General features: G+C 34.9%; 25 protein-coding genes. 1 reads left to right on the top strand and 24 read right to left on the bottom strand.

The genetic code is table 11. The annotated features are described in order from the left end of the window. Window positions 1-14: 14 nt before the first annotated feature. From ftsA to RDN22_RS02540, 10 genes are all read right to left on the bottom strand, one after another. Entirely contained in the window at window positions 15-1,370 is a 1,356-nt protein-coding gene (gene ftsA / locus RDN22_RS02585; RefSeq protein ID WP_308555614.1) for a cell division protein FtsA, read from the bottom strand. 62 nt (window positions 1,371-1,432) lie between these two features. Further along, window positions 1,433-2,290: an FtsQ-type POTRA domain-containing protein gene (locus RDN22_RS02580; RefSeq protein WP_308555613.1), complete on the bottom strand. Its 858-nt coding sequence runs from the start codon at window positions 2,288-2,290 to the stop codon at window positions 1,433-1,435. A gap of 16 nt (window positions 2,291-2,306) precedes the next feature. Continuing rightward, window positions 2,307-3,413 carry an undecaprenyldiphospho-muramoylpentapeptide beta-N-acetylglucosaminyltransferase gene (murG, locus tag RDN22_RS02575; RefSeq protein ID WP_308555611.1) on the bottom strand — a complete coding sequence of 369 codons (1,107 nt, stop codon included), beginning with the start codon at window positions 3,411-3,413 and terminating at the stop codon, window positions 2,307-2,309. A gap of 2 nt (window positions 3,414-3,415) precedes the next feature. Then, window positions 3,416-4,795, bottom strand: a complete 1,380-nt coding sequence (murD, locus tag RDN22_RS02570; protein WP_308555610.1) for a UDP-N-acetylmuramoyl-L-alanine--D-glutamate ligase — start codon at window positions 4,793-4,795, stop codon at window positions 3,416-3,418. 3 nt (window positions 4,796-4,798) lie between these two features. Further along, the gene (gene mraY, locus RDN22_RS02565) at window positions 4,799-5,767 is read right to left on the bottom strand and encodes a phospho-N-acetylmuramoyl-pentapeptide-transferase (protein WP_308555608.1); all 969 of its coding nucleotides are present in this window, start codon (window positions 5,765-5,767) and stop codon (window positions 4,799-4,801) included. Between the two features lie 7 nt (window positions 5,768-5,774). Next, the gene (locus RDN22_RS02560) at window positions 5,775-7,940 is read right to left on the bottom strand and encodes a penicillin-binding protein (RefSeq protein WP_308555606.1); all 2,166 of its coding nucleotides are present in this window, start codon (window positions 7,938-7,940) and stop codon (window positions 5,775-5,777) included. Further along, on the bottom strand, window positions 7,940-8,302 hold the full coding sequence (gene ftsL, locus RDN22_RS02555) for a cell division protein FtsL (RefSeq protein WP_308555604.1): 363 nt from the start codon (window positions 8,300-8,302) through the stop codon (window positions 7,940-7,942). Before ftsL ends, RDN22_RS02560 begins: the two co-directional genes overlap by 1 nt. 13 nt (window positions 8,303-8,315) lie before the next feature. Further along, entirely contained in the window at window positions 8,316-9,263 is a 948-nt protein-coding gene (gene rsmH, locus RDN22_RS02550) for a 16S rRNA (cytosine(1402)-N(4))-methyltransferase RsmH (RefSeq protein WP_308555680.1), read from the bottom strand. Window positions 9,264-9,267: 4 nt separating this feature from the next. Then, complete coding sequence (gene mraZ, locus RDN22_RS02545; RefSeq protein WP_308555602.1) at window positions 9,268-9,699, bottom strand: division/cell wall cluster transcriptional repressor MraZ; 432 nt, start codon at window positions 9,697-9,699, stop codon at window positions 9,268-9,270. 169 nt (window positions 9,700-9,868) lie between these two features. Next, window positions 9,869-10,198, bottom strand: coding sequence for a DUF3397 domain-containing protein (locus RDN22_RS02540; RefSeq protein ID WP_308555600.1), 330 nt, complete (start codon window positions 10,196-10,198; stop codon window positions 9,869-9,871). Window positions 10,199-10,290: 92 nt separating this feature from the next. Here RDN22_RS02540 and RDN22_RS02535 point away from each other — a divergent pair, with 92 nt between their 5' ends. Continuing rightward, on the top strand, window positions 10,291-10,422 hold the full coding sequence (locus tag RDN22_RS02535; RefSeq protein ID WP_308555598.1) for a DUF4044 domain-containing protein: 132 nt from the start codon (window positions 10,291-10,293) through the stop codon (window positions 10,420-10,422). A gap of 35 nt (window positions 10,423-10,457) precedes the next feature. Here the strand turns inward: RDN22_RS02535 and mreD are convergent, their stop codons facing one another. The 14 genes from mreD to RDN22_RS02465 all read right to left on the bottom strand — a co-directional run bounded on the left by mreD (window position 10,458) and on the right by RDN22_RS02465 (window position 26,500). Continuing rightward, window positions 10,458-10,997 carry a rod shape-determining protein MreD gene (gene mreD / locus RDN22_RS02530; protein ID WP_308555596.1) on the bottom strand — a complete coding sequence of 180 codons (540 nt, stop codon included), beginning with the start codon at window positions 10,995-10,997 and terminating at the stop codon, window positions 10,458-10,460. After that, on the bottom strand, window positions 10,997-11,848 hold the full coding sequence (gene mreC, locus RDN22_RS02525; RefSeq protein WP_308555594.1) for a rod shape-determining protein MreC: 852 nt from the start codon (window positions 11,846-11,848) through the stop codon (window positions 10,997-10,999). The genes mreD and mreC overlap by 1 nt, the downstream gene beginning before the upstream one ends. 45 nt (window positions 11,849-11,893) lie before the next feature. Then, complete coding sequence (locus RDN22_RS02520) at window positions 11,894-12,898, bottom strand: rod shape-determining protein (RefSeq protein ID WP_308555593.1); 1,005 nt, start codon at window positions 12,896-12,898, stop codon at window positions 11,894-11,896. A 95-nt stretch (window positions 12,899-12,993) separates the two neighbouring features. Further along, on the bottom strand, window positions 12,994-13,617 hold the full coding sequence (locus tag RDN22_RS02515; RefSeq protein ID WP_308555591.1) for a JAB domain-containing protein: 624 nt from the start codon (window positions 13,615-13,617) through the stop codon (window positions 12,994-12,996). Between the two features lie 37 nt (window positions 13,618-13,654). Then, window positions 13,655-14,332, bottom strand: a complete 678-nt coding sequence (locus tag RDN22_RS02510; protein ID WP_308555589.1) for an HAD family phosphatase — start codon at window positions 14,330-14,332, stop codon at window positions 13,655-13,657. After that, window positions 14,322-15,593 (bottom strand): folylpolyglutamate synthase/dihydrofolate synthase family protein, encoded by a 1,272-nt coding sequence (locus tag RDN22_RS02505; RefSeq protein ID WP_308555588.1) that lies wholly within the window; start codon window positions 15,591-15,593, stop codon window positions 14,322-14,324. Before RDN22_RS02505 ends, RDN22_RS02510 begins: the two co-directional genes overlap by 11 nt. After that, on the bottom strand, window positions 15,594-18,233 hold the full coding sequence (locus RDN22_RS02500; RefSeq protein WP_308555586.1) for a valine--tRNA ligase: 2,640 nt from the start codon (window positions 18,231-18,233) through the stop codon (window positions 15,594-15,596). It lies immediately after the preceding gene. Between the two features lie 300 nt (window positions 18,234-18,533). After that, window positions 18,534-20,063, bottom strand: a complete 1,530-nt coding sequence (locus tag RDN22_RS02495) for an SLAP domain-containing protein (protein ID WP_308555584.1) — start codon at window positions 20,061-20,063, stop codon at window positions 18,534-18,536. A gap of 33 nt (window positions 20,064-20,096) precedes the next feature. Continuing rightward, a complete protein-coding gene (locus RDN22_RS02490) occupies window positions 20,097-22,781 on the bottom strand; it encodes an SEC10/PgrA surface exclusion domain-containing protein (protein WP_308555582.1) in 2,685 nt (894 codons plus the stop codon). Continuing rightward, window positions 22,778-23,179: a helix-turn-helix transcriptional regulator gene (locus RDN22_RS02485; protein ID WP_308555581.1), complete on the bottom strand. Its 402-nt coding sequence runs from the start codon at window positions 23,177-23,179 to the stop codon at window positions 22,778-22,780. Before RDN22_RS02485 ends, RDN22_RS02490 begins: the two co-directional genes overlap by 4 nt. A 12-nt stretch (window positions 23,180-23,191) precedes the next feature. Then, window positions 23,192-23,938 carry a helix-turn-helix transcriptional regulator gene (locus RDN22_RS02480; RefSeq protein WP_308555579.1) on the bottom strand — a complete coding sequence of 249 codons (747 nt, stop codon included), beginning with the start codon at window positions 23,936-23,938 and terminating at the stop codon, window positions 23,192-23,194. 86 nt (window positions 23,939-24,024) lie between these two features. After that, complete coding sequence (locus RDN22_RS02475) at window positions 24,025-24,846, bottom strand: helix-turn-helix transcriptional regulator (protein WP_308555577.1); 822 nt, start codon at window positions 24,844-24,846, stop codon at window positions 24,025-24,027. Between the two features lie 121 nt (window positions 24,847-24,967). Continuing rightward, window positions 24,968-25,378, bottom strand: coding sequence for a GtrA family protein (locus RDN22_RS02470; RefSeq protein ID WP_308555575.1), 411 nt, complete (start codon window positions 25,376-25,378; stop codon window positions 24,968-24,970). Window positions 25,379-25,444: 66 nt separating this feature from the next. Beyond that, window positions 25,445-26,500, bottom strand: a complete 1,056-nt coding sequence (locus RDN22_RS02465; RefSeq protein ID WP_308555573.1) for a hypothetical protein — start codon at window positions 26,498-26,500, stop codon at window positions 25,445-25,447. Window positions 26,501-26,921: the final 421 nt, after the last annotated feature.

The raw sequence follows: 26,921 nt of genomic DNA, 5'->3' as shown, positions 1-26,921 counted from the left end.
TAAATTAACCACCTTTAATCAAAGAATTTCTTGAAGAAACTCTTTAAGCCATTAGTTTTTTCTTGATTATTATCTTTTTCATCCGTAGAAGTTGCATCTTCGGCGGACATTTTGTTTCTATTATAAGCTTCTTTTTCTTCACTTTCACTATTAGAAGCTGTACTTTTCGAAATCTTGGTACTTTTTGCTTGAACAGGTTCTGCAGATACGCTTTCACCAAAGCCGTAAATTACTCCATTAACTAAATAGTCAATTTCTGACATCTTGTATGAGTAATTTACAATACCATAAGCAGCAGTATAAATTGGGCTACGCATGCCAATTTGATCAGGTTGATAAATACGAGCTTTTACATTTAAGCCATTAGCTGTCAAGGTATCAATTCCTTGAAGAAGGCTAGTACCACCAGTGATTACAATACCACCTGGTTGCTTTAAAGCATGGTGTTTAGCAAGACCTTTACCCAATCTAGTTAGGATTTGTTCTAAGCGGGCATTAATAATCTCACTAAGATATACCTCATCGATCATTTGTTGACCATTGGCACCAACGCTATTAATCGCAAATTTATCATTCTTTGAGGCAAAATCAGGATCTGCATAACCATAATCCAACTTGATTTGTTCCGCATCACTCTTAGAAATGCTTAAAACAGTTGAGATATCATTAGTGATATCGCTGCCGCCTTCCAAGTCAATATTAGCATACTTAATTTGACCATCTTTAATAACAGTTGCAGTACTTACACCGCCACCTAGGTCAATAATAACTGATCCAAAAGTACGCTCGCTTTCGTTTAAAGCAATACTTGAAATTGCTAGTGGAGTTGGTACGAAAAAGTTATTATGATAACCTGCTCGCTCAATTGCCTTTTTAATATTATGCAATGGACCCGTTGGAGCAGTGAGCAAAATTCCACTCACACCCAATGAACGAGCAATCATCTTTCTTGGATCATCAACTTCAGTTTTACCATCGATTAAGAAACGACTTGGTAAAAAAGTAATGGCTTCACGATTATCCTTAACTGCAGAATGAATGGCCGATTGGATAGCGCGTTTAACATCGCCATCACTTACTTCTTGTCCTTGTTCGCCTACATTACTAAAACCTGTAGCTGTTTCTAGTTGCAGCATCCCTACAGGAATGCCAGCAACAACACTATAAATATTAGCATTGGTCTTTTCAGCTACGCTCTTAAGTGCTCTACTAATTGCCGCAGCAGTTTGATCAATATCAACAATTTGACCATGTCTCATACCAGAATTAGGCGTAGTAACTGCACCAATCACTTTACCCGCATCTGCGACAACGGCTTTTATACTTGTGGTTCCTATGTCAAGTCCCACTAAAAGATTTGAGTTCTCCAAAATTAAGCCCCCATTAATATTTGCCCTGAAAAAATTTTAACATAGATAAACATATAAAGCAGTTACGATATGCCGTAAGCCTTCTTCTCACTTGAAGTTAAAGGTCTACTAAATGCGCCTACTTCTAAATCAATTAAACTATTTTTGCCAGCTTTTATTCGAATTTCATCGTAGTATTTAATCTTATCTTTAATAGTAACAACATTACCCACAACTACATTGCCATCTTTCATAACAAAAATAATTTGTGAATTTCGTCTAGTGTTCCCACTTAATAATTTTACTTGATTTTTGAAGTTTTCAGGTAAACTATTAAACAATTTTAAATCTTCTTTTAAGGAACCAGACTTATTGTAACCAACAAAAATAGGCTTGTCTTGATTTACCTTTGACCAGGTCAAAGACTGACTACTAATTTTGCCATTATTCAAGATCTTGCGATAATTATCACCATCTTTTAAATAACCGACGGTTGGTCGTTCATTAACCTGTAAAATCAATTGGTTAATATGACCTAAATGTGCCTGAGCACTTTGAATTTCAGGAAATTCTTTAGATAATTTTTGACTTAAATCTTTTTGTTGAAACAAATAGTCAAAAACCTTATCGCTCGCCTTAATCTTAGAAACCTTGACGATTTTCTTAATTGGCAAATCATCAGCACCCACTACTTTAACTGTACTAATATTTGCTAAGGGCGAAATATAATAGCCTAAACCTGCAACTGCTAAAATTGAAACAGTCATTATTAAGCCTAGCCTGCGTCTTAATGAACGACGTCTTTCAGCTTGCAGACTAGAAAGCGAGGCAGAGATTTTGGCTTGTCCCTTGCGACTATTTTTCTGCTGATTAAATTCATGATTCAAGTACGGAGACAATTCTTTTCTTGGATCAATTTTAGTTACCGGCTTTTTCGCCATCTGCCTCACCTGCTTTCTAACGAGAAATTTCTTGCATTACTTTAATTACTTGATCAGAGGCATCTGGAACACCTAATGCTTTAGAAGCTTTGCTCATTTCATTAGCATATTTTTCATCAAGCAAAATGTGATCAATTGAAGAGACAAAATTATTTGGATTTAAATCATCTTCAGGAATAACTAATGCAGCTCCGGCCTTTTCCAAATCAAGTGCGTTCTTCATTTGGTGGTTATGGGTTACATTTGGACTTGGAATCAAGATTACTGGAACACCCAATGCAGTAAATTCTGCAATACTGGTAGCACCTGATCTAGAAACAACACAGGTCATTTGGGGTAAAAGTCCAGGCATATTTTGAATATATGGCACGATTTTAATATTAGTACCAATATCAATGTCCTTTAACTTCTTTTGTACAGAATCAAAGTAATAAGTACCAGTAGCCCAAATAATTTGATATGGCTTCTTTTTAAGAGTCATTAATGATTTAAGCATGATACGGTTGATTGCTAAAGCACCACGTGAACCACCAAAGACCAAAACTGTTGGCATTTGTGGGTTAAGACCCCATTCTTTCTTGATGTCGATCTTTTCTTCATTCAAGCCTAAAACTTGTTGTGAACGAGGGTTACCAGTTTTAACCAATTTCTTTTTTTCAGGAAATTCTTTAGCAGCATCGTCAAAGGTGTAACAAATCTTGTCAACATAGTGACCCAAAAACTTGTTAGCTAAACCAACTACAGAGTTTGATTCATGAATCATGGTTGGAATATGCATTTTAGCTGCTTCATAAACCATGGCACCACTAACGTAACCACCAGTACCTAAAACAACATCTGGCTTAAATTCTTGTAAAATCTTTCGAGCACTTTTAGTAGCTTGCAAGAATAACTTGATCGTTTCAAAGTTCTTTAATGGATGCTTGCGGTTAAAGCCCTGGATTTTAATAGTTTTAAAATTAACTCCAGCAGCAGGAACAATCTTTGATTCCAAACCTTTTTGCGTACCTACAAATAAGATCTCGTCGTTCTTGCTAATTCCACGTTCTTTCAAACGTTCAATAATTGCCATGATTGGGTAAATGTGGCCACCAGTGCCGCCGCCTGTAAATATAACTCTCATTTTTATTTAGTCTTTAATTCCCTAACAAATCTAACAAAGTAATCGCCACGTTCTTCAAAAGTTCTAAATTGATCCCATGAAGCACAAGCTGGTGAGAACAACATTACGTCACCAGGTTCAGTTAATTCATAAGCTCTTGGAACAGCTTCTTGAAGAGTATTAACGATCACGATATCCTTAATGCCAGCTTTTCTAGCTGCATCAGCTAAAAGATACTTAGTTTCACCGTAAAGAACGATTGCCTTAACGTGCTTTTTAAATAATGGCACTAAGTCATCGAAGGTGAAACCTCTATCCAAACCACCAGCAATTAATACTTCAGGTTCATTGAAGGCAGGGATAGCTACTGTAGCAGCTTCAATATTAGTTGACTTAGAATCATTATAAACCTTGCGACCATCAAGTGTTGTTACATATTGCAAACGATGCTTAGCACCAGCAAAAGTACTTAAGACTGCTGCAATATCATCGTTATCTGCACCCATAATCTTAGAAATAGCAACAGCTACCAAACTGTTTTGTAAGTTATGGATACCTGGCAACTTGATATCAGCAATCTTCATGATCTTTTCGTTTTGACTTTCAAGATATTCATCGCCAATGAAGTAATCTGCATTGTGATCAGTTTCTGAGAAGGTTTGCATCTTAGCTGGGGATACTTCTTTTTCCTTAGCTAAAATATCTTTTTGATCGTAGTTAGCAATAAAGTAATCATCACTAGTTTGAGTTCTAGTTACATTCAATTTAGCATTAACGTAGTTTTCAAAGGTCTTGTGGTAGTCCAAGTGAACGTTGTTGTAAATATCAACAATTGCTGCAACCTTAGGATCAATATCAGTTACACCTAAAAGTTGGAAACTTGAAATTTCAACTACCAAAATATCGTCTTTAGTAGCCTTAGGTACAACTTCTGAAATGGGCACACCAATGTTACCAACAGCGTATGCGTGGTGACCTGACTTTTGCAAATGATGATCCAAAATTCTTTGGGTAAGCATTACTGTAGTAGTCTTACCATTTGATCCAGTTACACAAACATAAGGTGCTTCACTACAACTTAATGCGATTTCTGGTTCAGTAATGATTGGGATATTTAATTCTTCAGCTTTTTGTACCATTGGGTTTTCGTAAGGAATCCCAGGGTTTTTAACCAAATAATCAAAGTGTTCTTTTTCAAGTAAGTCAACTGGGTGATGTCCACCAATTACACGAACGCCTCTAGCTTTCAATTCTTGTGCTTTTTCATTTTTATCAAGGTCAGCCTTATCATTCAAGGTTAACTTAGCACCTAATTTTAAAAGCAATTCACTTACTGCAAAACCACTTTTACCTAAACCTAAAACTAAAATATTCTTATCAGTATAAGTTTTAATATCCTTCATTTTTTATCCCCAAATTGCTAAATACAAAATACTACCAATTAAACCAACAATCCAAAATACAATGTCAACTTTCCATTCAGACCAGCCAAGCATTTCAAAGTGGTGGTGAATAGGAGTCATCTTAAAGATTCTCTTACCTGTTGTTTGGAATGAAATTACCTGCAAAATTACACTAGCAGTTTCACAAACAAAGACAATTCCGACAAGCAAAAGTGACCATGGTCTATTAAGCATAATACTTATGGTAGCAAGTCCACCACCTAAGGCAAGTGAACCGGCATCCCCCATAAAGATCTTAGCTGGCTTATGGTTGAAAATAAAGAAGGCAAGTAAACCACCAATTACACTCATACAAAAGGCCAAAACAGCAAAATTCTTTTGTTTAAATGCAATATAAGCGTATGTACCATATGCAACAACTGACAAACCAGTAGCTAATCCATCAAGTCCATCTGACAAGTTAATAGCGTTTGAAAAACCAACAAGCCAGAAAATAATAAAGATAGTGAACAAAACAACGCTATGTACGACTCCGGCAAATGGAATGTACAAACCAAATTGGAAGTGATCACTTGAAGCAATCCAAACAATTACAATCGCAATAATGATTTGAAGAGCCAATTTTTGCCATGCTCTCAAACCTAAATTACGCTTGAAATAAATTTTAATTCCATCATCTAGAAAACCGATAACACCATAGCCTAATAAACTGATAACTAAAATCCAAACCACTTTATTTAAACTATGTTGCCATGCAGTAACCCAAATAACTGAAAGAACAGCAGCAATAACAAAGACTGTTCCTCCCATTGTTGGGGTACCAAATTTCTTCTGGTGCCATTTAGGACCTTCATCACGAATCTCTTGTCCTTCATGGTGTGAACGCATGAACTTAATCAACAACGGTATAAAAATCACTGTTAAAATCAGCGAACTAACTAAAGCAATACAGCTTGCTAGCATAATATTCATCCTATGCTTACTCCTTTAACTTAACTTTTATTTTCTTTCCGGCCTTTATTTCTGTCCCCTTAGTCATATCTTGACTAGCAACAGTTCCGGTTCCCTTTATACTAAATTTAACACCTGTAAGGTTTGAAAATTCATGTAAATCATTGATACTCCAGCCGCTCATATCTGGGCAGGTCACTTTACCAGACGTTAAGACAAATATCTTATCGCCTGATTCTAATCTCTCACCTTTCTTGATGCCCTGATCGGTAACTTTCTTGCCGCTTCCGACTTTAACTATGTTCAAACCAATTTGATTTGACTTAGCTGCAGCTTCTTTATATGTCATGCCCTTAAAGTTAGGTACCTCAACAGTAGTTGAAGTATCATCATTTTTAGACATTGAGATAATTCTTCTCATCATTGGCTTAAAGATAGAAGCCAAGATAGTTTCGGCAGTAGCACCACCGCCTAAACGTGGCTGCTTAAGCGTCAAGTAAATGCAATAACGTGGACTGCTTGCTGGGTAAACACCAACAACTGAAAAGATGTAGTTACTATCGCCTTTCAAATAGCCGCCACCTTTCGGGTTAGCTATTTGAGCAGTACCAGTTTTAACACCAATATCTGCATTGCCCATTTTATAAGCATTACCAGTACCAGATTGCTTGTTAAGTACTCGCTTCATATTGGCCAATACAACCTTCTTAGTCTTATTGTCATAGACTGGAGTACCAACTTTTTTAATTTCATAGCCCTTAAGTGTCTTACCGTTAGAATCAGTAATTTTTTCTACTAATTGTGGTTTGACCATTTGTCCATTATTAGCTAGTGAACTATAGGCTTGCATCATCTGCATTACATTAACATTTACACCCTGACCAAATGCAGTAACGGCTTGGTCAACTGGTGTCTTAAATGAGATGAAGCCTGGCTGTTCTCCTGGAAGGGTAATTCCAGTCTTTTCACCAATATGGAACTTCTTCAAATACTTTCTCCAAGTTTTAGCACCCATCTTTTGTTCTAACTTAACAAAACCGGTGTTACTTGAACGCTCGAAAGCTTGTGAAAATGGAATGGTGCCCCAACCGGAAGTTAACCAGTCGTGAATAGTTGAACCGCCAACATTTACTGATCCTGAACGGTAATATTCATTAGGATTGTAATTACCACTGTTAACTACAGCTGCAAATGAAAGCACCTTGAATACAGATCCTGGTTCATATATATCCTGAACTAAAATGTTACGATATGACTTAGTTAAGCCCTTCTTAGTTTGCGGATTAAACGTTGGACGCTGTGAAGCAGCCAGGATTTTACCCGTCTTCATGTCTTCAACAACCGCTGTAATAGAAGTTGGGCTATATTTACTTTGAACATCGCTCATATGTGATTCAAGATAGCTTTGCAGTTGTGAATCAAGTGTCAAATAGAGGTTATTTCCATTTCTTACAGGCTTATAAACCTGATTACCTTTTTGCATTTGATATTCAGATACATCTACTGGTGAAATACGATAGCCATCAGTACCAGTCAAGGTCTTGTTAAAGTAAGCCTCAATTCCCATTGTACCAACTAAGGTTTCATCATTAGTTTTCTTATCGTACTCAGGCTGAGCCAATCCAATAATATGAGAAGCAAAATTACCATTAGGATAAAGTCTAGAAGAAGTGGCAATAAACTTAATTCCCGGCAATTTCATTGCCTCAATTTTCCTTCTTTGTTTGATCGTCAAACCACTACCTGCCGGACCAAATTGAACCTGGAACGCTTTTTGCTTTGGATTCAAATATTGATAAATCTTATCCGCCGAAATTGGTAAAACCTTAGCTAGCTGTTCAGCTGTTTCAGACTTATTTACAACATATTCTGGTTCATTTTTGTAGTTAATTGATGTCTTATCCAAAATTGCATAAACAGTATATAAATGTGAATCTTCTGCAATCGTTAATCCATTTCGATCATAAATAGTTCCTCGTGCTGCTTTAATAATAACTTGATTACGCTTATATAGCTGTTTAGTTCGTTGAGATAAATTTTGTCCATTAACTGTCTTAGATATTCCGATATATAAAAATCTAGCCGTAAACATAAGAAAAACCAAAGCGACAGCTACTTGGAGAAATCTCCCCACTGTAAAGCGGTAGCTGTGGGCTTTGGATTTTTGTAATTTCAAATTACTCTTTTTTTTCATTAGCGAATTGTCCTAATGTTTTTATTAATAAGAGTTAAGCCCTTTTCACGCGCAATCTTGTTTAAACGCGTAGTTGAGGTTAACTCACCAATTTCTTGACGTAAATCGGTAATCCTATTTTGTTCCTTAGCAACTGATTGTTGAGTCTTGGTCAACTCATGTTGAGCCGAAGTTGCAGAAATACTAGAAGAAACTAAAAAAATCATCATCCAAAGTGTAATCATGCTTCCGACGATCAATAAAGTTTTTTCTAAAAAATTATAAGGAACTTTATGTGGATCAAAGATAATTCGTTGATGCTTTTTAGAACCGTTTTGCTTACTTGGTTCATATTCTATTCTTCTCGCTGAACTGTCAGCCATAACATCTTCCTCTTCATAATTTCTCTGCAACCCGTAATTTTGCACTGTGTGAGCGGTTGTTTTTCTCTAACTCTGAAGTCGAGGTGGTAATTGGCTTGCGGTTGACCAGACGCAGCATTGGTTTCATATCGTCTGGTACAAAAGGCATTCCTCTTGGTACCTCTACTTCCGAATACTTTTTAAAAATCTTTTTAACGATTTTGTCTTCATGAGACTGGAATGTAATCACACTGATTCGACCGCCAGGTCTCAAGACCTTAATTGCCTCTTCTAGAGAAACCTGCAATACATCTAATTCATGATTAACAGCTACCCGCAAAGCTTGAAAACTTTTCTTTGCTGGGTGCCCTCCTGTCCGTCGTGCATATGCAGGAATTGCCTCTTTAATTATGTCAACCAGTTCAAAAGTTGTAACAATTGGCTTATCCTTACGGCTTTCAACGATTTTGTGAGCTATTTGACGGGAGAATTTTTCATCTCCATATTTGTACAAAATATCTGCTAGTTCTCTTTGACTTAAAGTATTAACTAACTGATAAGCATCTAAATCTTGACTTTGATCCATCCTCATATCAAGTCGAGCATTATAGCGGTATGAAAAACCGCGATCAGCTTGATCGAACTGAGGGGATGAGACACCTAGATCATAGTATATGCCATCTATTCCATCTGAATAACCTAGCTTAACCAGATCCCGCTGCAGATTGGTAAAATTGTCATGTACAAGTTTCAATCTAGGCTCACTATCCGGTTCCAATAAATTAGCAAAGTTCAACTTTGCCGATTTTATTGCGTATTCATCTTGGTCAAAACCTATCAACGTACCGGTGTCAATTTTGCTGAGCAAATATCTTGCATGCCCACCACCGCCAAAAGTTGCATCTACATAAAGACCACCGTTCTTTGGTTTTAAATTGTCGATAGTTTCATGTAAGAGTACACTGGTGTGTTTGAATTTCATATTTTTATAGTTCAATGTCGTCCAAATTTTCAGCAATGTCATCATAGTCTTCGTTAGCTTCTTCTTCGAAGCTATCCCAACACTCCTTAGACCAAATTTCAATTCGGTTAGAAACACCTATAATGACACATTCTTTAATGAGTTTAGCATGATCTTTAAGCGTTGCTGTCAGATTAACGCGACCCTGCTTATCAAACTCACATTCCATCGCACCAGAGTAGAATAAACGCATAAATTTACGCGCATTCCTCTTAGTCAACGGAAGTTTTGCTAATTTAGCTTCAATTTTTTGCCATTCGTCCATCGAATAGCCAAAAATGCAACCTTCCATTCCTCGCGTGAACACCATCTTTTCGCCAATCTGTTCACGCAGCTTAGCCGGTATAATTAAACGACCTTTGCTATCCAGATTGTGGTGGTATTCACCCATGAACATGGTCTAGCCCCCTTCCACTAAATAATTTACCACAATTCACCACTCTCTACCACCTGCTCAAGCAAAAAATACATATTTTTAGATTTATTTATAATTTTTATTTTTCCCAATAAAAAAGGTGCAAAATATTATAATTTTGCACCCTTCGCATATACAAATAAGTTTAGTTTTATATTACCATCATAACTAATAATCCTACATACCATAGACTGGTACATGCAGCTAAATAGTCCCATAACTTACGCAATGTTTTACCTAAAGAAATATTTTTATTCTTGATTGCTTCATTCAATGAAACTACAATAACCAAAATAAAATAGATCAAAAAGCCGTATGGCAAAAAAGAAGGCTGATTCATATGCGCCGTAATCAAATTGCATCCCGCAATAAAAAAGAATGGCAATACATCATAGCCTCTAAACTTTGCACGTGGAAACACTAAGTTAATTAAAAAAGCAACTGCTAAACCAATAATAGGCATTAGGAAAATATAAAGCATAAAAGTTCCTCCATTCTTTTATTCTAAACTACAATTGATTTGAAAAAAACTATTAATAAGCATAAAATATTGTTCAAACAGGAGGACTTTTTATGGCACGAAAAAAGAAAAAATCAGGATTTCAAAAGCTGACTATTGTCATGGCATGGCTAATGGCTTTCATTACCTTAGCAGCAGTTATTGCTGGAGCTGTTGGCGCAATGGCAAGTGCAGGAATGTTTTAAAAAAAGACACGGAAAAATTTTCCGTGTCTTTTTGTTTATACTCGATAAGCATTTAAATCAATTAGGAATGGATAATCTTGTGCTAAATTACCAAAAATCCAATATAACAAGACAAAGACCAAAGTTGACCAGCCTAAGTTAACCGCTAATGACATTAACAATGCATGCATTGAAATGTCAGCTAAACCTGCCATTTGAAATACAAGCCAAGCATAAGCAACAAAAACTGTGGTGCCAAGTAATACTACAATTAATCTTGTCCAAAAAATTTCGGGTAAAAAACGTGCTACTTTTTGGCAAATCCAGCAGCTAACCGGTAAAAATACTGTGTAAATACCAATAATACCGTAAAAATAAATGTCAGCGACAATCCCTGTACCAATTGCCAACCAAATTTCATTTTCGTTTGTATCATCAAACAGTCCAATCAGCATCATACTAACTGGCAAAATTACACTAGCTGCGCCAAAACTGCCATAAGTCATAAATTGATGAAAGTAAAAAGAACATATACCGTCAACAATTAATGCAACGAACATCGCAATAGCTAAGACCCATTTACGAAAAACAGACATTAGTTAGCCACCTGTCTTTCAATGACTGTGATAACAGAAGGATCACTAATATCGCCTGCTGGCTTAATTCTAATTTGATCAGATAAACCAAATGAATCACGTGTTGTCGTAGTTACCGTACCAATTAATAAGCCTTTAGGTGAATTACCACCCATACCACTAGTGTAAACTCTAGTACCAGCCTTTAATTTACGACCATCAACTACTTGAGTAAAGGCTAAATTATTATTGGAAGTAACAGTAATAATTCCGTGAACTGTCTTACCATTAACTGCATCTGCTTGTACGGAGAAGCGGTTAGCTGATTCATCTGTTGTAGTAATTAATTCCACTTTAGATGAAGCAGCATTTGCTTCGACGATTCGTCCAATAACACCACCGCCACACATAACGGCCATATTCTTTTTAATGCCTGCAGAACTACCTTTATCAATAGTCAATAAATCTGACCAAGTATCTGGTGATCTGGAAATTACTGATGCATTAACTAAAGTATAACCACTTAACGTATCTTTTAATTTTAATGCAGCCTTTAATTGACGGTTTTCTTTTTCAAGAGCTGAATTCCGTGCTTTGGTTTGACCAAGGTTAGTAACTTCACGCTTTAAATGATTATTCTCATCTTGAGTATTTAAAATATCATGTACGCTGTTTAAGCCACCTGAAACCCAGCCTACAGGAACATCAACTATTCTTGTACCTAAGGCAACGATATTATTGCCTAAGCTCTGGATTAATAACGGAGTATTGCGTTTCTTGCGCAAACTCACGCTTCCGCCTAAAACGACTAAAACAACGATAACTATAATAAATGCTGATAATAATTTTTTGTTTTGCAGAAATTTTTTCATTAAGAATTGATCCCAAAGAAAAACCGGCAACAGCCGGCTTTTTTATTATTTGCGACTTCTACGCATTACTTCAATATTCTTAAGTGATTCACCAGTACCGATTGCTACACAATCAAGTGGATCTTGAGCAATAAATACAGGTACCTTAGTTGCTTCAGAAATAACTTCTGGTAAATTCTTAAGAAGTGCGCCACCACCAGTTAAAACGATACCATGATCGATAACGTCAGCAGCGATTTCTGGTGAAGTTTGTTCCAAAGTTTCTTTAATTGCTACGATGATGTCTTGTACAACATCTTGAATAGCCTTAGCAATATCAACTGCTTCAACATCGATAGATTTTGGCAAACCGGTTACCAAATCACGACCACGAATGTTCATTGATTCAATTTCCTTAGCCTTTTCAACTGAAGCTGAGCCAACTTGAATCTTAATATCTTCAGCAGTTCTTTCACCAATTAATAAGTTAAAGTTTGAATGAATGTAATTAATAATTGCATTATTAAATTTATCGCCAGCCTGGCGAATTGAAGTTGAAGAAACGATACCACCAAGTGAAATAGTAGCTACATCAGTAGTACCACCACCGATATCAACAACCATCGAACCTGTAGGATCCATAACTGGAAGACCTGCACCAATAGCTGCTGCAAATGGTTCTTCAATTACGAAAGCTTCACGTGCACCAGCTACTCTAGCAGCGTCAATTACAGCACGTTTTTCAACCTCAGTAACGCCCGATGGTACACAAATCATTACTGAAGGCTTAGAATTGCCAACTGTCTTCTCCATAAAGTACTTAAGCATAGCCGCTGTAGTATCATAATCAGCAATAACACCATCTCTCATAGGACGAATTGCTACAATAGTACCTGGAGTCCTACCGATCATTTCTTTAGCCTCTGAACCTACAGCGATAACTTCACCTGTTTGCGTATTCTTTGCTACTACAGAAGGTTCTCTTAATACGATTCCTTTACCTTCCATGTAAACGAGTGTATTGGCTGTACCTAAATCAATACCAATATTTTTTGTACCTAATCCAAACACAAAAATCTCTCCTTAATTATTGCGGTCTCTAAATCTTGAATAATTATAGCATACTATCACTTTAAAGGTGATTTTCGCGCGAATTTTAAAGAAGTTTAAACTAATTTTTCTTCACGCATGCTCAAATAATGACCTTGACCCACAATAAAATGATCTAAAAAGTCAATTTTCATCATCTTAGCTACTTGGCATAAGTTTTCTGTCAATTCAAAATCACTAGAAGATGGCATTAATTTGCCACTAGGATGATTATGAGCAATAAAAATCCCTGAACAGCCATAGATTACAGCCCAACGAAAAATTTCTCGCGGATGTGCTACTGATTTGTTCAATGTACCTTGAAATAATTTTTTCTCGGCAATGATATGACTTGCATTATCAATATATAATACCCAAAGCTCTTCTTGTTTATGACCCACTAATTTATCAGCTAAATAATTACCCACTTCTACGCTTGAAGTTAAGACTGCTTTGCGTTTAGGCGAAGCTAGACGCAAACGGTCCAAAACTTCTTCAGCAGTAATTGCAATTTCATCTATGCAGTCAGGACCAGTAATAAACCGTATCAAATCATCAAAATTAGTCAGCTGATTTTTAGCAAAAAAGTTTCCTAATTCTTTAAAATCGGTTATTTCCTTATCCTCAAGCTGTTCAAATAGCTGCATTAATAACTCTAGGTCTGTTTTTACAAAGCAATGACTTGAATTTCTTCTTTTCATGAAAATTCCTCCTCATTACTTATTACGCAAAAAAGAGCTAAATTTTCTTGAGAAATTCAAAAAAGTTTTTGCAAATCATTGTAGCGTTAGTTCGATCCTTTTCCGTTGGTGGAATTAAATCGGGCACCATCACGCATTTTAAGCCTGCACTAGCTGCTGATTGAACACCAGTGGATGAATCTTCAAATACCAAAATATTTTCTTTAGGCAGCTGCATCTTTTTAGCTACTGCTAAATAAATATCTGGTGCTGGCTTAGGCCTGATATGACCTTTTTGCACATCTAGATAACTTATATGGAAATCAAAATAATTTCTAATCCCAGTTGCCCAGAGCACATGTTGCAACACGTCTTCATAATTGCTTGAAGCAATTGCCATATGCAATCCGCGCTTTTGAAATTCATCTAAAGCCTCTTGCACGCCAGGCTGCAATTTTAATTTTCCTTCATCGGTCCATTGCCAGACTAAATCGTCAGTCCGTTTAATAAATCGATCACGGTCAGCTTCAGTCTTGAAATACTTATGATAAAAATCTTGCATTTCTTTGACTGTGGCTCCAGTTAATTTCAAATATGCATCACGTGGCGTGCCAAGATTTTCTTCTTCTGCCGCTTGGATATTTGCATCCCAATACAATTTTTCGGAATTAACTAAGAGACCATCCATGTCAAAAACAATGCCTTGAATGTCATCATCTATTTCTTTAACGTGCATTTTGTTTTCCTTTCCAATTTAAAATTGCACTTACCAAATAAAATGAACCAGTAACTAATAAAATATCGTTATCTGCTATTTTATTCTCTAAATTGGTAAAGCCTACTTGATAGTCCCGTTCATAATTATATCTTCTTTGCACATCAATTGGAAAATCATTTTGTTTAGCTACACGCGGATAATCTAAAGTTGTAAGCAAAACTTCATCTTCAGGCTTAAATAATGCAAATACTTGCTCTAAATCTTTGTCTTTCATCATCGTTACTAGAGCATGAACACGGCCATGCTTTTTCTCGGCTAATTGATGAATTGTTTTAAGCAAATTAGTCATCGCCTGAATATTATGAGCACCATCTAAAACAATTAATGGCTTATCTTGTAAAACTTGGTAACGACCAGGAATTACAATTTGATCAATTGTCTGCTCAATTTTTCGATCTGTTAGAGATAATTTAAGCAAATAAAAAGTTTTAACAGCAATTGCAATATCAAAAACTTCAACTTGAGGACGCAATTTAAAAGTTAACTTGTGCTTTGTATCTGTATAAAGAATTTGCTCTTGCACATCTACTTTAAAATCTTGTCCCAATTGATAAAGGGGCGCCTGCTCCTTTTGAGCTTTTCGCTTCAAAATAGGCACAACTTCTTGAGGCACATTACCTAAAACTACCGGTCTATTATGCTTAATTACACCACTTTTTTCGCGAGTAATATCCTGAATTGTAGGGCTAATAATCTGTTCATGGTCTAATCCAACAGTAGTAATTATGCTAGCTTCTGGCGTAATCACATTGGTTTTATCATGTTCACCACCAATGCCAACTTCAATTACGGCATAATCACATTTTTGGTCTGCAAAATAAACAAACGCAATGGCTACTTCATATTCAAATGTAACTAGTGAAAATTCATTATCTTCTTTTTGAATTTTTTCATAGGCTGCTTGCACCTTATTAGCTGCCTTCACCAAATCTTGATCGCTGATATCTTTGTTATTCAGCTGAATTCGTTCATTAAAGCGATAAACATAAGGTGATACAAAAAGGCCAGTCTTCTGACCAGCCTTTTTAAGTAGAGTTGCTAAATAATATGAAGTTGAGCCTTTACCATTTGTACCCGTAATATGAACAGTTTTTACTTGATCTTGCGGATTTCCGAGTTTGACCAAAATTCTTTTAATAAAAGACAAATTATTCTTAGGGTGCAGATGTGGCAAAGAATACAAAAAGGAAATTACTTCTTGTGCATCAGTAAACTTCAATTATTTGCTCTCTTTCAAATCTTGAATTCTTTCACGAACGCCACTTAATTGACTTTCGTAGTCAGCCTTCTTTTCTTTTTCTTTGTTAACAACTGCTTCTGGAGCGTGATCAACAAAGCCCTTGTTAGCAAGTTTCTTTTCAGAACGTGCTACTTCATCTTCAAGACGCTTTTCTTCCTTTTCCATCTTAGCTAATTCGTCATCGATATTAACAAGTTCAGTTAATGGAACAAAGATTTGTGCTCCTGGAATAACGGCAGTCTTAGCAAGCTTTGGAGCTTCAATATCTGCAGATACTTCAAGCTTCTTTGGATGTAAGAAGTTTTCAACGTAATCTACGTTTTCATCCAGGATGTGCTTGTTGTTAAGATCATCAAGTTTAATCATGATGTCGATTTCTGAAGACATTGGTGCGTTAACTTCCATACGGATGTTACGAACAGCCTTGATTACTTCAATCAAGAAGTCCATGTCTTGATCAGCAGACTTGTTTTCAAATTCCTTGTGAGTTACTGGGTATGAAGCAGTCATGATTGACTTACCTTCATGAGGCATTGAAAGCCATAACTTTTCAGTTACAAATGGCATAATTGGGTGCATCAAACGCAAGATTTGATCAAGGATCCAAATTAAGTTTTCTTGCTTTCTTGCCTTTAATTCTTCGTCGTCACCATTTAAAGCAACCTTAGAAATTTCGATGTACCAGTCACAGAAGTCGTTCCAGATAAAGTTGTAAGCTTCTCTTCCGGCTTCACCAAATTGGTATTCGTCAAATAAACGAGTTACTTCATCAACAGTGTGGTTCAAACGATCAAAGATCCACTTGTCTGACAAGTCAAACTTTGAAGTATCTGGCATATGAGCAGGCTTTGCATCTTCTGGCAAGTTCATAATTACGAAACGACTAGCGTTCCAAATCTTGTTAATGAAGTTCCAAGCTGCGTCCATCTTAGTGTAGCTGAAACGAGTATCTTGACCAGGAGCAGTACCATTCAAAAGGAACCATCTAAGAGCATCGGCACCGTATTTATCAATTACGTCCATTGGGTCAATACCGTTACCCAATGACTTAGACATCTTTCTACCTTGTTCGTCACGAATAAGACCGTGTAAAACAACATCCTTAAATGGACGTTCATGGGTAAAGTGAAGACTTTGGAAGATCATTCTTGATACCCAGAAGAAGATAATGTCGTAACCGGTAACTAATGCATTAGTTGGGAAGTAACGCTTAAAGTCAGGACTATCAGTATCTGGCCAACCCATAGTTGAGAATGGCCAAAGAGCACTTGAGAACCAAGTATCAAGTACATCTGGATCTTGGGTCCAGTTTTCAATATCCTTAGGTGCTTCCTCACCTACATAAGTTTCACCAGTCTTCTTGTTGTACCAAGCTGGAATTCTGTGGCCCCACCATAATTGACGAGAAATTACCCAGTCGTGAACGTTTTCCATCCAGTGGTTTAAGGTTTGTTCAAATCTTTCTGGTACGAAGTTAACTTTGCCTTCAGTCTTTTGGTTTTCCAAAACCTTTTCAGCAAGTGGCTTCATCTTAACGAACCATTGCTTAGATAATCTTGGTTCAACTTGAACACCTGAACGTTCTGAGTGACCAACTGAGTGAACGATTGGTTCAACCTTAATTAAGTAACCTTCTTCTTTAAGATCCTTAACTAAAGCTTCACGACATTCGAAACGATCCATGCCAGCGTACTTACCAGCTTCTTCGTTCATAGTACCGTCATCGTTCATTACGTTGATACGCTTTAAGTTGTGACGGTTACCTACTTGGAAGTCGTTAGGGTCGTGAGCTGGAGTGATCTTTACAAGACCAGTACCAAATTCTGGATCAACGTGTTGGTCTTCGATAATTGGAATATGACGACCAACAAGTGGCAAGATCAATTCCTTACCAACGATATCCTTGTATCTTGGATCTCCTGGTGCAACGGCAACAGCAGTATCACCAAACATAGTTTCAGGACGAGTAGTTGCAATTTCTACAGAGCCTGAGCCATCTGCAAATGGATAGTTAATGTGGTAAAAAGCACCCTTGTCATCTTTGTGAATAACTTCAATATCACTAAGAGCAGTTTCTAGCTTTGGATCCCAGTTGATGATGTATTCACCGCGGTAAATAAGACCTTCGTTGTAAAGTTGAACGAAAACTTTCTTAACGGCTTTTGAAAGACCCTTATCAAGAGTGAATCTTTCACGTGAGTAATCAAGTGAAAGGCCTAATTTTGACCATTGACTCTTGATGATATTAGCGTATTCATCTTTCCAGTCCCATACTTGCTTAACAAATGCTTCACGACCCATTTGGTGACGGTCTTTGCCTTGCTTACGAAGCTTAGCTTCAACCTTAGCTTGGGTAGCAATACCAGCGTGGTCCATACCAGGCAAGTACAAAGTGTCGTAACCTTCCATTCGCTTAAAACGAATCAAAGTATCTTGAATTGCAGTGTCCCATGCGTGACCCAAGTGAAGCTTACCAGTTACATTTGGTGGTGGGATAACAATTGAATATGGGTGAGCTTTCTTGTCACCTGATGGCTTGAATAAATCTTCATCAAGCCATTCTTGATATCTGCCTTTTTCAACCTCATTAGGGTTGTATTTAGGTGCTAAATCTGTCATAAAATTCCTCCAATAAAAAAGTCCTAGACAATATTGTCTAGGACGATTTACTAACCGCGGTACCACCTATGATTTAAGCATATAAATATGCTTCTCTCAATAAGCGATAACGGCGCTGAAGTGTCCGGACTAGCCTACTTAGGTTCAGTTAGTCAGCTAATCAAGCTACAAATCAACTTCTGGCCTCTCAGCTATAACGGCTTTTCTCTGTAAATAAAGTTGATTACTCTTGATCATTGCTTTGGTTATGATTATAGCATGAGTCTTGTAATTATTGAAGTAAGTATTCGATTTCAAAAATTATTTAGCTAAATTGATATCCTTTGCACGAACCCAAAGTTTCTTACCTGCAACTTTGTAATACAAGAATCCTTCAATAAATTTACTACTATTGAATTTAATATTCTTCTTACTAGTAGTAAATTTATGAGCAAATTTACCTTTACTTGTATAGAAGTAAAGAGTTGTTCCTTTTCTAGAACCTTTAAGATTTATCTTACGAGGTAACTTTGCCGCATTAGCGACTTTAACATATTTATTCTTTCCAACACGGTAGAATGGTTTACCTTTAATTGTATAAATCTTTCCATTATCCAAAGGAGCTAACTTATGATACTTAGATGCATACCAATAGTTTCCAAATTTTTTCAAAACTTTACCATTTTTATCATAGAAGTAAGCATTGTGTGAGTAATACATTGCTTCTGGTGCTTTTGAAATAATTTTTTTATTAGTATTTGTATTATTATCATTAATATCTTTATGATCTACATCTTTCTTCACATCAACATTAGGTTGAGCAGGAACAGTAGTGGTTGTATTTACAGTGTTATCTGTTTTTGAGACATCATTGTCAACAACAGAATTATCTGATGATGAGGTATTATTATTAATCGTTGGATCGTTAACATTTCCCTTATCATCAACATTTAAATTATCATCAGTATCTGGTACTTCTACACGTTCGCCTTTAATTCCATCATGATCAATTCTAAATGCATCCTTATCATCAGAAATTATGAAATTACCATCAGGCAAGATATAATCACTTGGTAACTTAATTACTCCTTCGTAATCATTAGAAGTTGAACCAGAACTAAAGACAGATGGGAAGTCCCCATAATCATTTGTTTTTTCAGCAACAGTCCAAGTATCACCATTTTTCGTATATTTTATATTATCTAGATATTCTTGTGGCAAGCCGCCCTCAGATTTAAGCTTTTCATTAGCATCCCTTATCAACTTATCTACATCTTTAGTAGTAGTCCAAGTATACCAAGTGTTGCGTTCCAAATATGGTAAATCAATAGATACTGATATTTCATCTCCAACTTTTAATTTTGTGGGGATATCTACATCAGGATCCTTTATGTTTGCAGTTGTTATAGTACCATAGCCCTCGCCTACACCTTGATAGTCACCATTATATTTTAATATTGCATTATTATGTTGATAATCAGGATCCTTTGGAGTATATAAATCATCTTCTAGATTTCCCCGAAATTGATCCTTTTTGGGATCATAGTTCGTTCCATTTATATAAAGCTGACTACTCTTTTCATAATAATTAACAACGTCCTCATCTGTGATTTGATCACTATCAGGATCCTTTGAATCTATATTATCTGGATGAATACTAATCTTAGTATGTAAATCATCATTTTTATAAATAATAACCTTAGCCTTTTCTGCAGTACTGCCATCTTTCACATCTTCGTTTTCAGCAGCTAAGACAATCTTAGTTGGTGCATTTTTTACTGCAACAACAGTTGCTGGTACAACAGCCAATAATGCAGCTGCAGCTAAACTTACGACCTTCGTTCTCTTCATCTTTTTTATACTCCTACTATTATTTCTTTAAGTCTAATTTACTTGCAGGAATCCAAAGTTTCTTACCAGAAATTCTGTAATAAGTCTTGCCTTTAATAATCTTCTTTTCGGCAAACTTATATATCTTTGTCCGTAAACATATTTCTTGGCAAATTTACCATTACCTAAATATACTCTTACCTTATGGTTCTTACGGCCTTTAACAACTGCTACATAACTCTTAGACTTCTTAGCTAAAGTATTAGCAACTTTAACGAACTTGTTCTTACCAATTTGATAATACTTCTTGCCTTTAATGACATAAACCTTGCCATTATTCAAAGCCTTAAGGTAGCTACCTTTCTTAAGAACAATATTCTTCTTATTACTGTTCTTTACAGTCTTAAGAGCCTTAGTGTAAATATAAGCATTATGAGTTAACTTAACTGACTTATATTCTGAAGCACTTACTGAAGTATTTTCAGAACCTGAATTGTTATCTGACGTAATATTTGAAACTACTGAAGAATTCTCGGAACCTGATGTGCTATTTGAACCTACTGAAGAATTCTCAGAACTTGAAGTATTATCTGAAATAATATTTGGAACAAATTGGTTCATCATATCTTCAGATTGCTTAATTTGTTCAAGAGCAGCCTTGGCATTAGCAAGTTTATCTTGGGCAGCCTTCAAGTTAGCAAGTGCACTATCATATTCAGATTGGGCTGCAGCAACTTTAGCATCAGCAGTTGTTTTAGCTGGAGCTAAAGCTTTAAGTTGTGTTGCAGCTTCATCGGCAGCTTTCTTTACTGCATCGTAGGCTGCTTGAGCTTTAGCTACCGTAGCAGTTGCATCGGCTAAAACTTGTGGTGCATTCTTCAAAGCTTCAACACGTTTCTTAGCTGTCTCATAAGCAGTTTGGGCAGTTGCTACAGCTACTGCTTTTTCATTAGCAATATTTTGCAAGTTTTTAAGTTGGGTTTGGGCTGCAGCTAATACTGCATTGGCATTATTAAGATTTGATTGAGCTTGAGCCAAATCAGCTTTAGTAGCTTTTTGAATTTCAACTGCGTTATTGTAGTTTTTAACTTTTTGGCTTTGAGAAGCAGTTAAATTATTATACGTTTCCTTTGCCGCATTTAATTCGTTTGTTGCTTCCTTTAAAGCCCTACTCAAATTAGCAACTTTTTGTTTAGCCGCTGATAACTTTAAGTTTTCATCTTTTAAGTTTGAATTCAAATTATTCAATGTAACGTTGGCTGAGCCTAATGCAGCATTTGCAGCATTTAAATTCAAAATTTTAGATTTGTTTTCTTTAGTTGCAGCTTCAACTTTTTCTGTTAATGGCGTTAATTTACTATTTTCAGTTTTAATATTTTCATTAACTGTATGAAGTTGAGAGTCATATGACTGAATAGCCTTACTTTTGACAAAATGAGAATTTTCCCTAGTATCAAATGATACTGAATTTATAAAGTGAATCATTGTATTCACCTTACCGTATTTTGTACCATGAACTGTGAAAGAAACACCTACATAATGCATTGGATCCATATCATCTGTATTTATAATATATTGATGATTCTTTTCAATTTCATTGATTAAGCTGTTAGCTTTATCTATATAATCTTGATTATAATACATTTTTCCATCAATGCTACTACCGGAAGTATGGCCTGCAGCCATATCAGCCTTAATTTCTTTTATTTCGGATTTCATCTCTTCTAGACTTGGAAATCCTAAGCCTAACAGTCCTTGAGCATGTGCCAATTCATAAGTTGCTTTTGCTCCTGCACTATCAATACCATTTCCATTAGTTAGAATCATATCAATTAAATTATTATAGATTCCACACTTCAGATCATCCATAGTTACAGGTTCAGGCAAGTTGCTAGCTTCCATTTCTTCAGTTAAAGCTGTATGTGTTTTACTTACTACTCTTTGAAGTGCTGCATCATCATGCCAATTGTCACTTGGATGCCACTTATCTGCTTTATAATCGGTTGTATATTCTTTAGCAACTAGTTTAGCCATGTCAACGCTGCCTGCAGTAACTTGCGTATTATCGGAACTTAAGCCTAACTGCATTCTTACTTTATTTAAGATATTAGCAGTAAATAATGACAAGTCATTTAATTGTTCATCAGTTAAATTATTAATATCTACTTTTTTATTCTTATCAGCTTCAATACTTTGATATTTATTCTTGGATCTTGCAGCTTTAAGATATTCAATATCATCATCAGTAAAACCACCATTTTTTCCGACAGTTATATTTTCCCAGTGGAATAATTCATAATCAGAAAAAGCTTTTTTAAATTTATTAGCATCTACTAAATCAATAGTATTCTTAGTTTGATCTTTTAAATCATTTAATTGATTATTTAATTTATCAATTTCAGATTTCTGTGCTTCAAAATCAGAATTAGCTTTTTTCAATGTAGAAGCTGCAGACTGTGCATTTTGCTGTGCTTTACTTTGAGCAGCCTCAGCATTGGATTTTAAAGTTTGAGCTTGAGATATTTTAGTTTGAATTTGATTAATATTTTCTTGTAGATTTTGAATACTCTTGTTTGTATTATTTATCTCAGTTTCAACATTACTTTGCTTTTGTGTTGCATTCTCAAGTGCACTTTGAGCTTCTTTAACACCTACACCCTTCAAAGCGTTTAAAGCATTATCTACATTTTGCTTTGCAGCTTCATTAGCATCTTGTTTATCTTTTAAAACACTTGTCAAATGTATTTTTTAAAATAATCCCTTAATTTTGCATATTTATATGATTTACATTCTAATTTTGCAATCAATAATTCGATCATTTTTTTAACTACTTGATTAGTAAAATTAGGATCATTCTTTATTTCTTTTAGTTCATTAATATTCTTAGCTACATATGCTTCTTCAATTTTAGCTTGATAAATTCTATTTTTAGGTTCAGCATCTCCAAAATCACTAAAAAAATCGACAACAGAAATATTGTTTTTTTGCAAAATTTTAATCAAATACTCTGCAGCAATGTCATTTTGACCATTTTCAATTCTAGAATAAAAAGAGCGATCAAAATTGCCAGCAATCATTTCTTTTTGACTTTTTCCTTGAAAAAGTCTTATTTCTTTCAACTTTTTTCCAATTTCCATAATCTCACATTATTATAAGTACCTTATATAACCACTGTTTACTAATAAACCACGAATTTTATTTGCATTAATTTTATCTTGATCAATTAATGCCTGATAATATTTCCCCACAATTTTGACTAATGCTATATCTGGATTAGATTTTAAATTTTCTATATAATTAATAACTTTTTGACACTTAACTAAATAATTAACAAATATAGTTGCTAATAAAGCAACCACTTCTTGATCATTAGTATCAATTTCAGAATATTGAGTAAAAATTGAATCCAATAAAATAGTCAATTCATCAAAATCATATAAGTCTATGATTATTGATAATTCCCATAAAGCTTCTTTATTCCAATTACCTATCTGTAAAGTATTAAATCGTATTTCCTGCCGTAATTGATCAGGTAATTGTGCAATTTTATTTTGAAGTAACGCAATCATCAATTTAATTCTTAAAGTTAATTTTTCATCATTAAGAATTTTAGCTTGAATACTTTTTAGTTCTTTTATATCTCGTCTATTAAATGCATAAATAATTTCAGCATTAACCATTTTTCTATTAATGCTATGTTTATCAAATGGTGCAAAAAAGTCATACAGTGATACCTTATGATTATTTAAAATCTGTATTAAATCATCTGTATCAATTCTACTTTTATCTCGTTCTACTTTTGAATAAAAAGATTCAGATATTACATTTTGGCACATTTGCATTTGGGTCAATCCTAGCATTTTTCTTGTTGCTTTTAATTGTTCACCAATCGTCATATTTACCTCATCATTCATCTTATATAGCAATGATAAGATTAACGAACAATTAATGCTTGAAACTTTCCATATCGAAAGTTAAATTATTATTTTCCTACAGTATCTTCAATCAAACCATAAAATTTGCTCTTTTTCAGGACCAGAATGACAGCATCAACAACTTTTTGATCATGATTAAACAAAGCTTCATAATACGTGCCTAAAACAGCACTAAATCCAATTTCTGGAGTGATTGGCAGTGAACGTAAAAATTCAATCGAACTTTTTGTATATTTAACATCAGCCTTTTGGTGATAGCAACAGTTAAGAAAATTAACTGCAATCCAGGAAACAAATTGTAAAGAAAATGGATCAGTTGCTGGATGCTTTTTAAAAGCAGCATAAGCCAAATTTACTTGCTCGTATGCTTCTTTAATATCCATAAAAATGACAGCTTGGCTCAAGAAATAGTATGATCTTCGGTCCCAATTATCTGTTGGAAGAATTTCACCATTTCTAACTTTTTTCTTTAATTCTGGTGAGATGTATTTATTTGAATGTGTGACCCAAGCATAAGCTAATTCCACCCTGAATCGTAACCAATTTGGAATTGAATCCTCTTCTTTTATTCTTTTGTTAATTTCATCCAGCTTCTTTAAGTCCTTAGTATTTCTTGCAAAAGTGATTTCAGATTCAATTGAATAATATGGATTACCTATATTTTTATCTTGATTAACTACTTGTGTGAAAAACGATATTGCATCAAAACGATGAACAGCAAGAAGTTTAATTAATGTATTCGTATCAATTTCATGAATGTCACGTTCCACCTTTGAATAAAAAGATACTGACATAATTCCTGCGGCCATTTCTTCTTGAGTTAGTCCTGCATGTAAACGAAGTGATTTTAATGCTTGTCCTATTGTCATAATTTGTCCTATCTATATTTAATGATTAAGACTATTATAATTGATATTTGCAGAAATTTTATAAGCATACGAAAAAAAGCACTCCAGATAATTCATCTAGAATGCTCAAATATATCAATTCTTAGTGGCTTGCTTTCCTAAAAGTAATCACCTTATTAATTACAAATTGAATCAGCGTTGCAACAAAGGTAGCTACTGCCTTTACTATCAAATGTGGCATCCCTAATTTAGTCGTAAAAATAAACAGTGAAACTGTAGTGAATACTGTCGTAATTTGTCCAACTAAAAAGTAAGAAATAAAACGCAAAAGCATTCGATCATGAACTTTAAAGTTAGTGTAAGAATTCCACAAGAAATTATTGATAATCCCACAAGTTGAAGAAATCATATTTGCCACTTCAACGTTCATATTAAAATGCGTCAAAATCATATAAATTCCAAAATCTACAACTAACCCTAAAATACCAATTAAAACGTACTTTACTAATTGAATGAAACCAGGACTATGTATTAATTCATTTATCTTTTTCATACTTAGATTATTTTCGCATAAAAAATGGCTGAAATAAATCAGCCATTAATCATTTAAACAGCAATTTTATTCGCTCATAATTCCGCCTAATTTCTTTAAATCGCTAAATTTGGTGTGAGCATATTTGTGTGCTAATTGAGGTGTCTTCCATAAAATTTCTTGTAAACCGCCACCTGATGAAACGATTAGAAGAACTGGTTGACCATTTTCAGTGTGAGCAGCATACATACCACGAGAGCCATCGATTTGTGTCCAACCAGCTACCACCATAAAATTAAAACCATCTAAATTACGCATATTTGCAGCTCCAAAGTCCTTAGCATGTCTGGCACTTGCACTACTTAGCTTATCTTTATCGCTAAAGTTTGGATCTTGTTTATGCAATTGAGTAGTTCCACTACCATTGCCACTAATAGTGTGTGCACCAATAGTAAGCTCCTTTATTTCAGTACCATACCAAGTACCGCGAATATCAGTTGGAGTAGTAAACACTCCTTCATCCCCTGGAACATTAGACTTTTTGCGTCCAGAACCAGAATCATCACCATCTGAATCTTGATCATCATTAGATTGCGTACCGATTTGAACATTGTTCATTAATGACTTTACTTCGTCATCGCAATTCAACTTATTCAAATAATCAACAATTTCGCCGACTGTAGATGAACCTAAATATTTATCACCTTGATATAAATAAATGATTTGACTAGAGCCATCGCCGCTAATGGTGTAGCAGGTGTCAGAACTACTCTTTCCAGCGCTAACTTGATAAATATAACCTTGACCGCGATAGTCGCCTGAAGCAGAAGATCTACTTTCCAAGCTTGCATTCAATGATGAATCTTTGGCATTATCTAAAACTTTTTGCCAGCCATTACCATATTTTCTAGCTGCATAAATAGTAATAATACTTACATTTTCTTTAGGTCCTATTTGATCTGCTGATAAGGTTCCAGGCTTAGTATTTGAGCTTGAACTTGATTTATGCTTGATTATTTTTGAATTAGCATTTTTATTATTGCTTGGCTTACCGCTATTTTGATTGGAATTACTACAAGCACTTAATCCTAACGCAGTTGCTGCAAAAAGAAGTGCTAATGATTGTTTAGTAACTAATTTCATATCTATTTTTCTTTCTATTAATTAAGTCAACTATTTTAATTATTTAATCCCTATGAATTTTAACAGTTCTTAAAGATAAATCAATACCATATTTTTTAGCGATATCCTGATTAAAATTTGTTCACTTAAGAAATTACATTATTAAGCTACTGTATTAGTCGATTTAAGAAAAGGAAATTTTCCTAATTGCACATTTCTATCTAAGGTTCTTCAAACTGTGAATCATTAATCAAAAATATTTTGTGCAAATACCTCAATATTATGTACTTTTGGATTCATTTAAACTAAGGTGAATTTGATCTTTCATACGAAGCTTATACAAGTGAAAAGATATAGTAATTTGAAAGCATAAAAAATACGTTTGATTGTAGTGACCCAAGAAAATTGGACACTTTATTGATATTAAGCTATTAAGGATTGA

The sequence above is a fragment of the uncultured Lactobacillus sp. genome (assembly GCF_902491705.1).
GTDB lineage: Bacteria > Bacillota > Bacilli > Lactobacillales > Lactobacillaceae > Lactobacillus.
The sequence above is the reverse complement of the archived record's forward strand: the minus strand, read 5'-3'. Positions and strand labels throughout refer to the sequence as shown.

Bases quoted from the DNA above. Each gene is read 5' to 3' on its own strand.
- ftsL (WP_308555604.1), bottom strand. From the start codon at position 8,302: ATGGCTGACAGTTCAGCGAGAAGAATAGAATATGAACCAAGTAAGCAA.
- RDN22_RS02480 (WP_308555579.1), bottom strand. From the start codon at position 23,938: ATGACGATTGGTGAACAATTAAAAGCAACAAGAAAAATGCTAGGATTG.
- mraY (WP_308555608.1), bottom strand. From the start codon at position 5,767: ATGAATATTATGCTAGCAAGCTGTATTGCTTTAGTTAGTTCGCTGATT.
- RDN22_RS02535 (WP_308555598.1), top strand. From the start codon at position 10,291: ATGGCACGAAAAAAGAAAAAATCAGGATTTCAAAAGCTGACTATTGTC.
- RDN22_RS02580 (WP_308555613.1), bottom strand. From the start codon at position 2,290: ATGGCGAAAAAGCCGGTAACTAAAATTGATCCAAGAAAAGAATTGTCT.
- murG (WP_308555611.1), bottom strand. From the start codon at position 3,413: ATGAGAGTTATATTTACAGGCGGCGGCACTGGTGGCCACATTTACCCA.
- RDN22_RS02495 (WP_308555584.1), bottom strand. From the start codon at position 20,063: ATGAAGAGAACGAAGGTCGTAAGTTTAGCTGCAGCTGCATTATTGGCT.
- mraZ (WP_308555602.1), bottom strand. From the start codon at position 9,699: ATGTTCATGGGTGAATACCACCACAATCTGGATAGCAAAGGTCGTTTA.
- RDN22_RS02485 (WP_308555581.1), bottom strand. From the start codon at position 23,179: ATGGAAATTGGAAAAAAGTTGAAAGAAATAAGACTTTTTCAAGGAAAA.
- RDN22_RS02515 (WP_308555591.1), bottom strand. From the start codon at position 13,617: ATGAAAAGAAGAAATTCAAGTCATTGCTTTGTAAAAACAGACCTAGAG.
- RDN22_RS02510 (WP_308555589.1), bottom strand. From the start codon at position 14,332: ATGCACGTTAAAGAAATAGATGATGACATTCAAGGCATTGTTTTTGAC.
- RDN22_RS02475 (WP_308555577.1), bottom strand. From the start codon at position 24,846: ATGACAATAGGACAAGCATTAAAATCACTTCGTTTACATGCAGGACTA.
- murD (WP_308555610.1), bottom strand. From the start codon at position 4,795: ATGAAGGATATTAAAACTTATACTGATAAGAATATTTTAGTTTTAGGT.
- RDN22_RS02470 (WP_308555575.1), bottom strand. From the start codon at position 25,378: ATGAAAAAGATAAATGAATTAATACATAGTCCTGGTTTCATTCAATTA.
- mreD (WP_308555596.1), bottom strand. From the start codon at position 10,997: ATGTCTGTTTTTCGTAAATGGGTCTTAGCTATTGCGATGTTCGTTGCA.
- rsmH (WP_308555680.1), bottom strand. From the start codon at position 9,263: ATGAAATTCAAACACACCAGTGTACTCTTACATGAAACTATCGACAAT.
- RDN22_RS02540 (WP_308555600.1), bottom strand. From the start codon at position 10,198: ATGCTTTATATTTTCCTAATGCCTATTATTGGTTTAGCAGTTGCTTTT.
- RDN22_RS02500 (WP_308555586.1), bottom strand. From the start codon at position 18,233: ATGACAGATTTAGCACCTAAATACAACCCTAATGAGGTTGAAAAAGGC.
- RDN22_RS02465 (WP_308555573.1), bottom strand. From the start codon at position 26,500: ATGAAATTAGTTACTAAACAATCATTAGCACTTCTTTTTGCAGCAACT.
- RDN22_RS02560 (WP_308555606.1), bottom strand. From the start codon at position 7,940: ATGAAAAAAAAGAGTAATTTGAAATTACAAAAATCCAAAGCCCACAGC.
- mreC (WP_308555594.1), bottom strand. From the start codon at position 11,848: ATGAAAAAATTTCTGCAAAACAAAAAATTATTATCAGCATTTATTATA.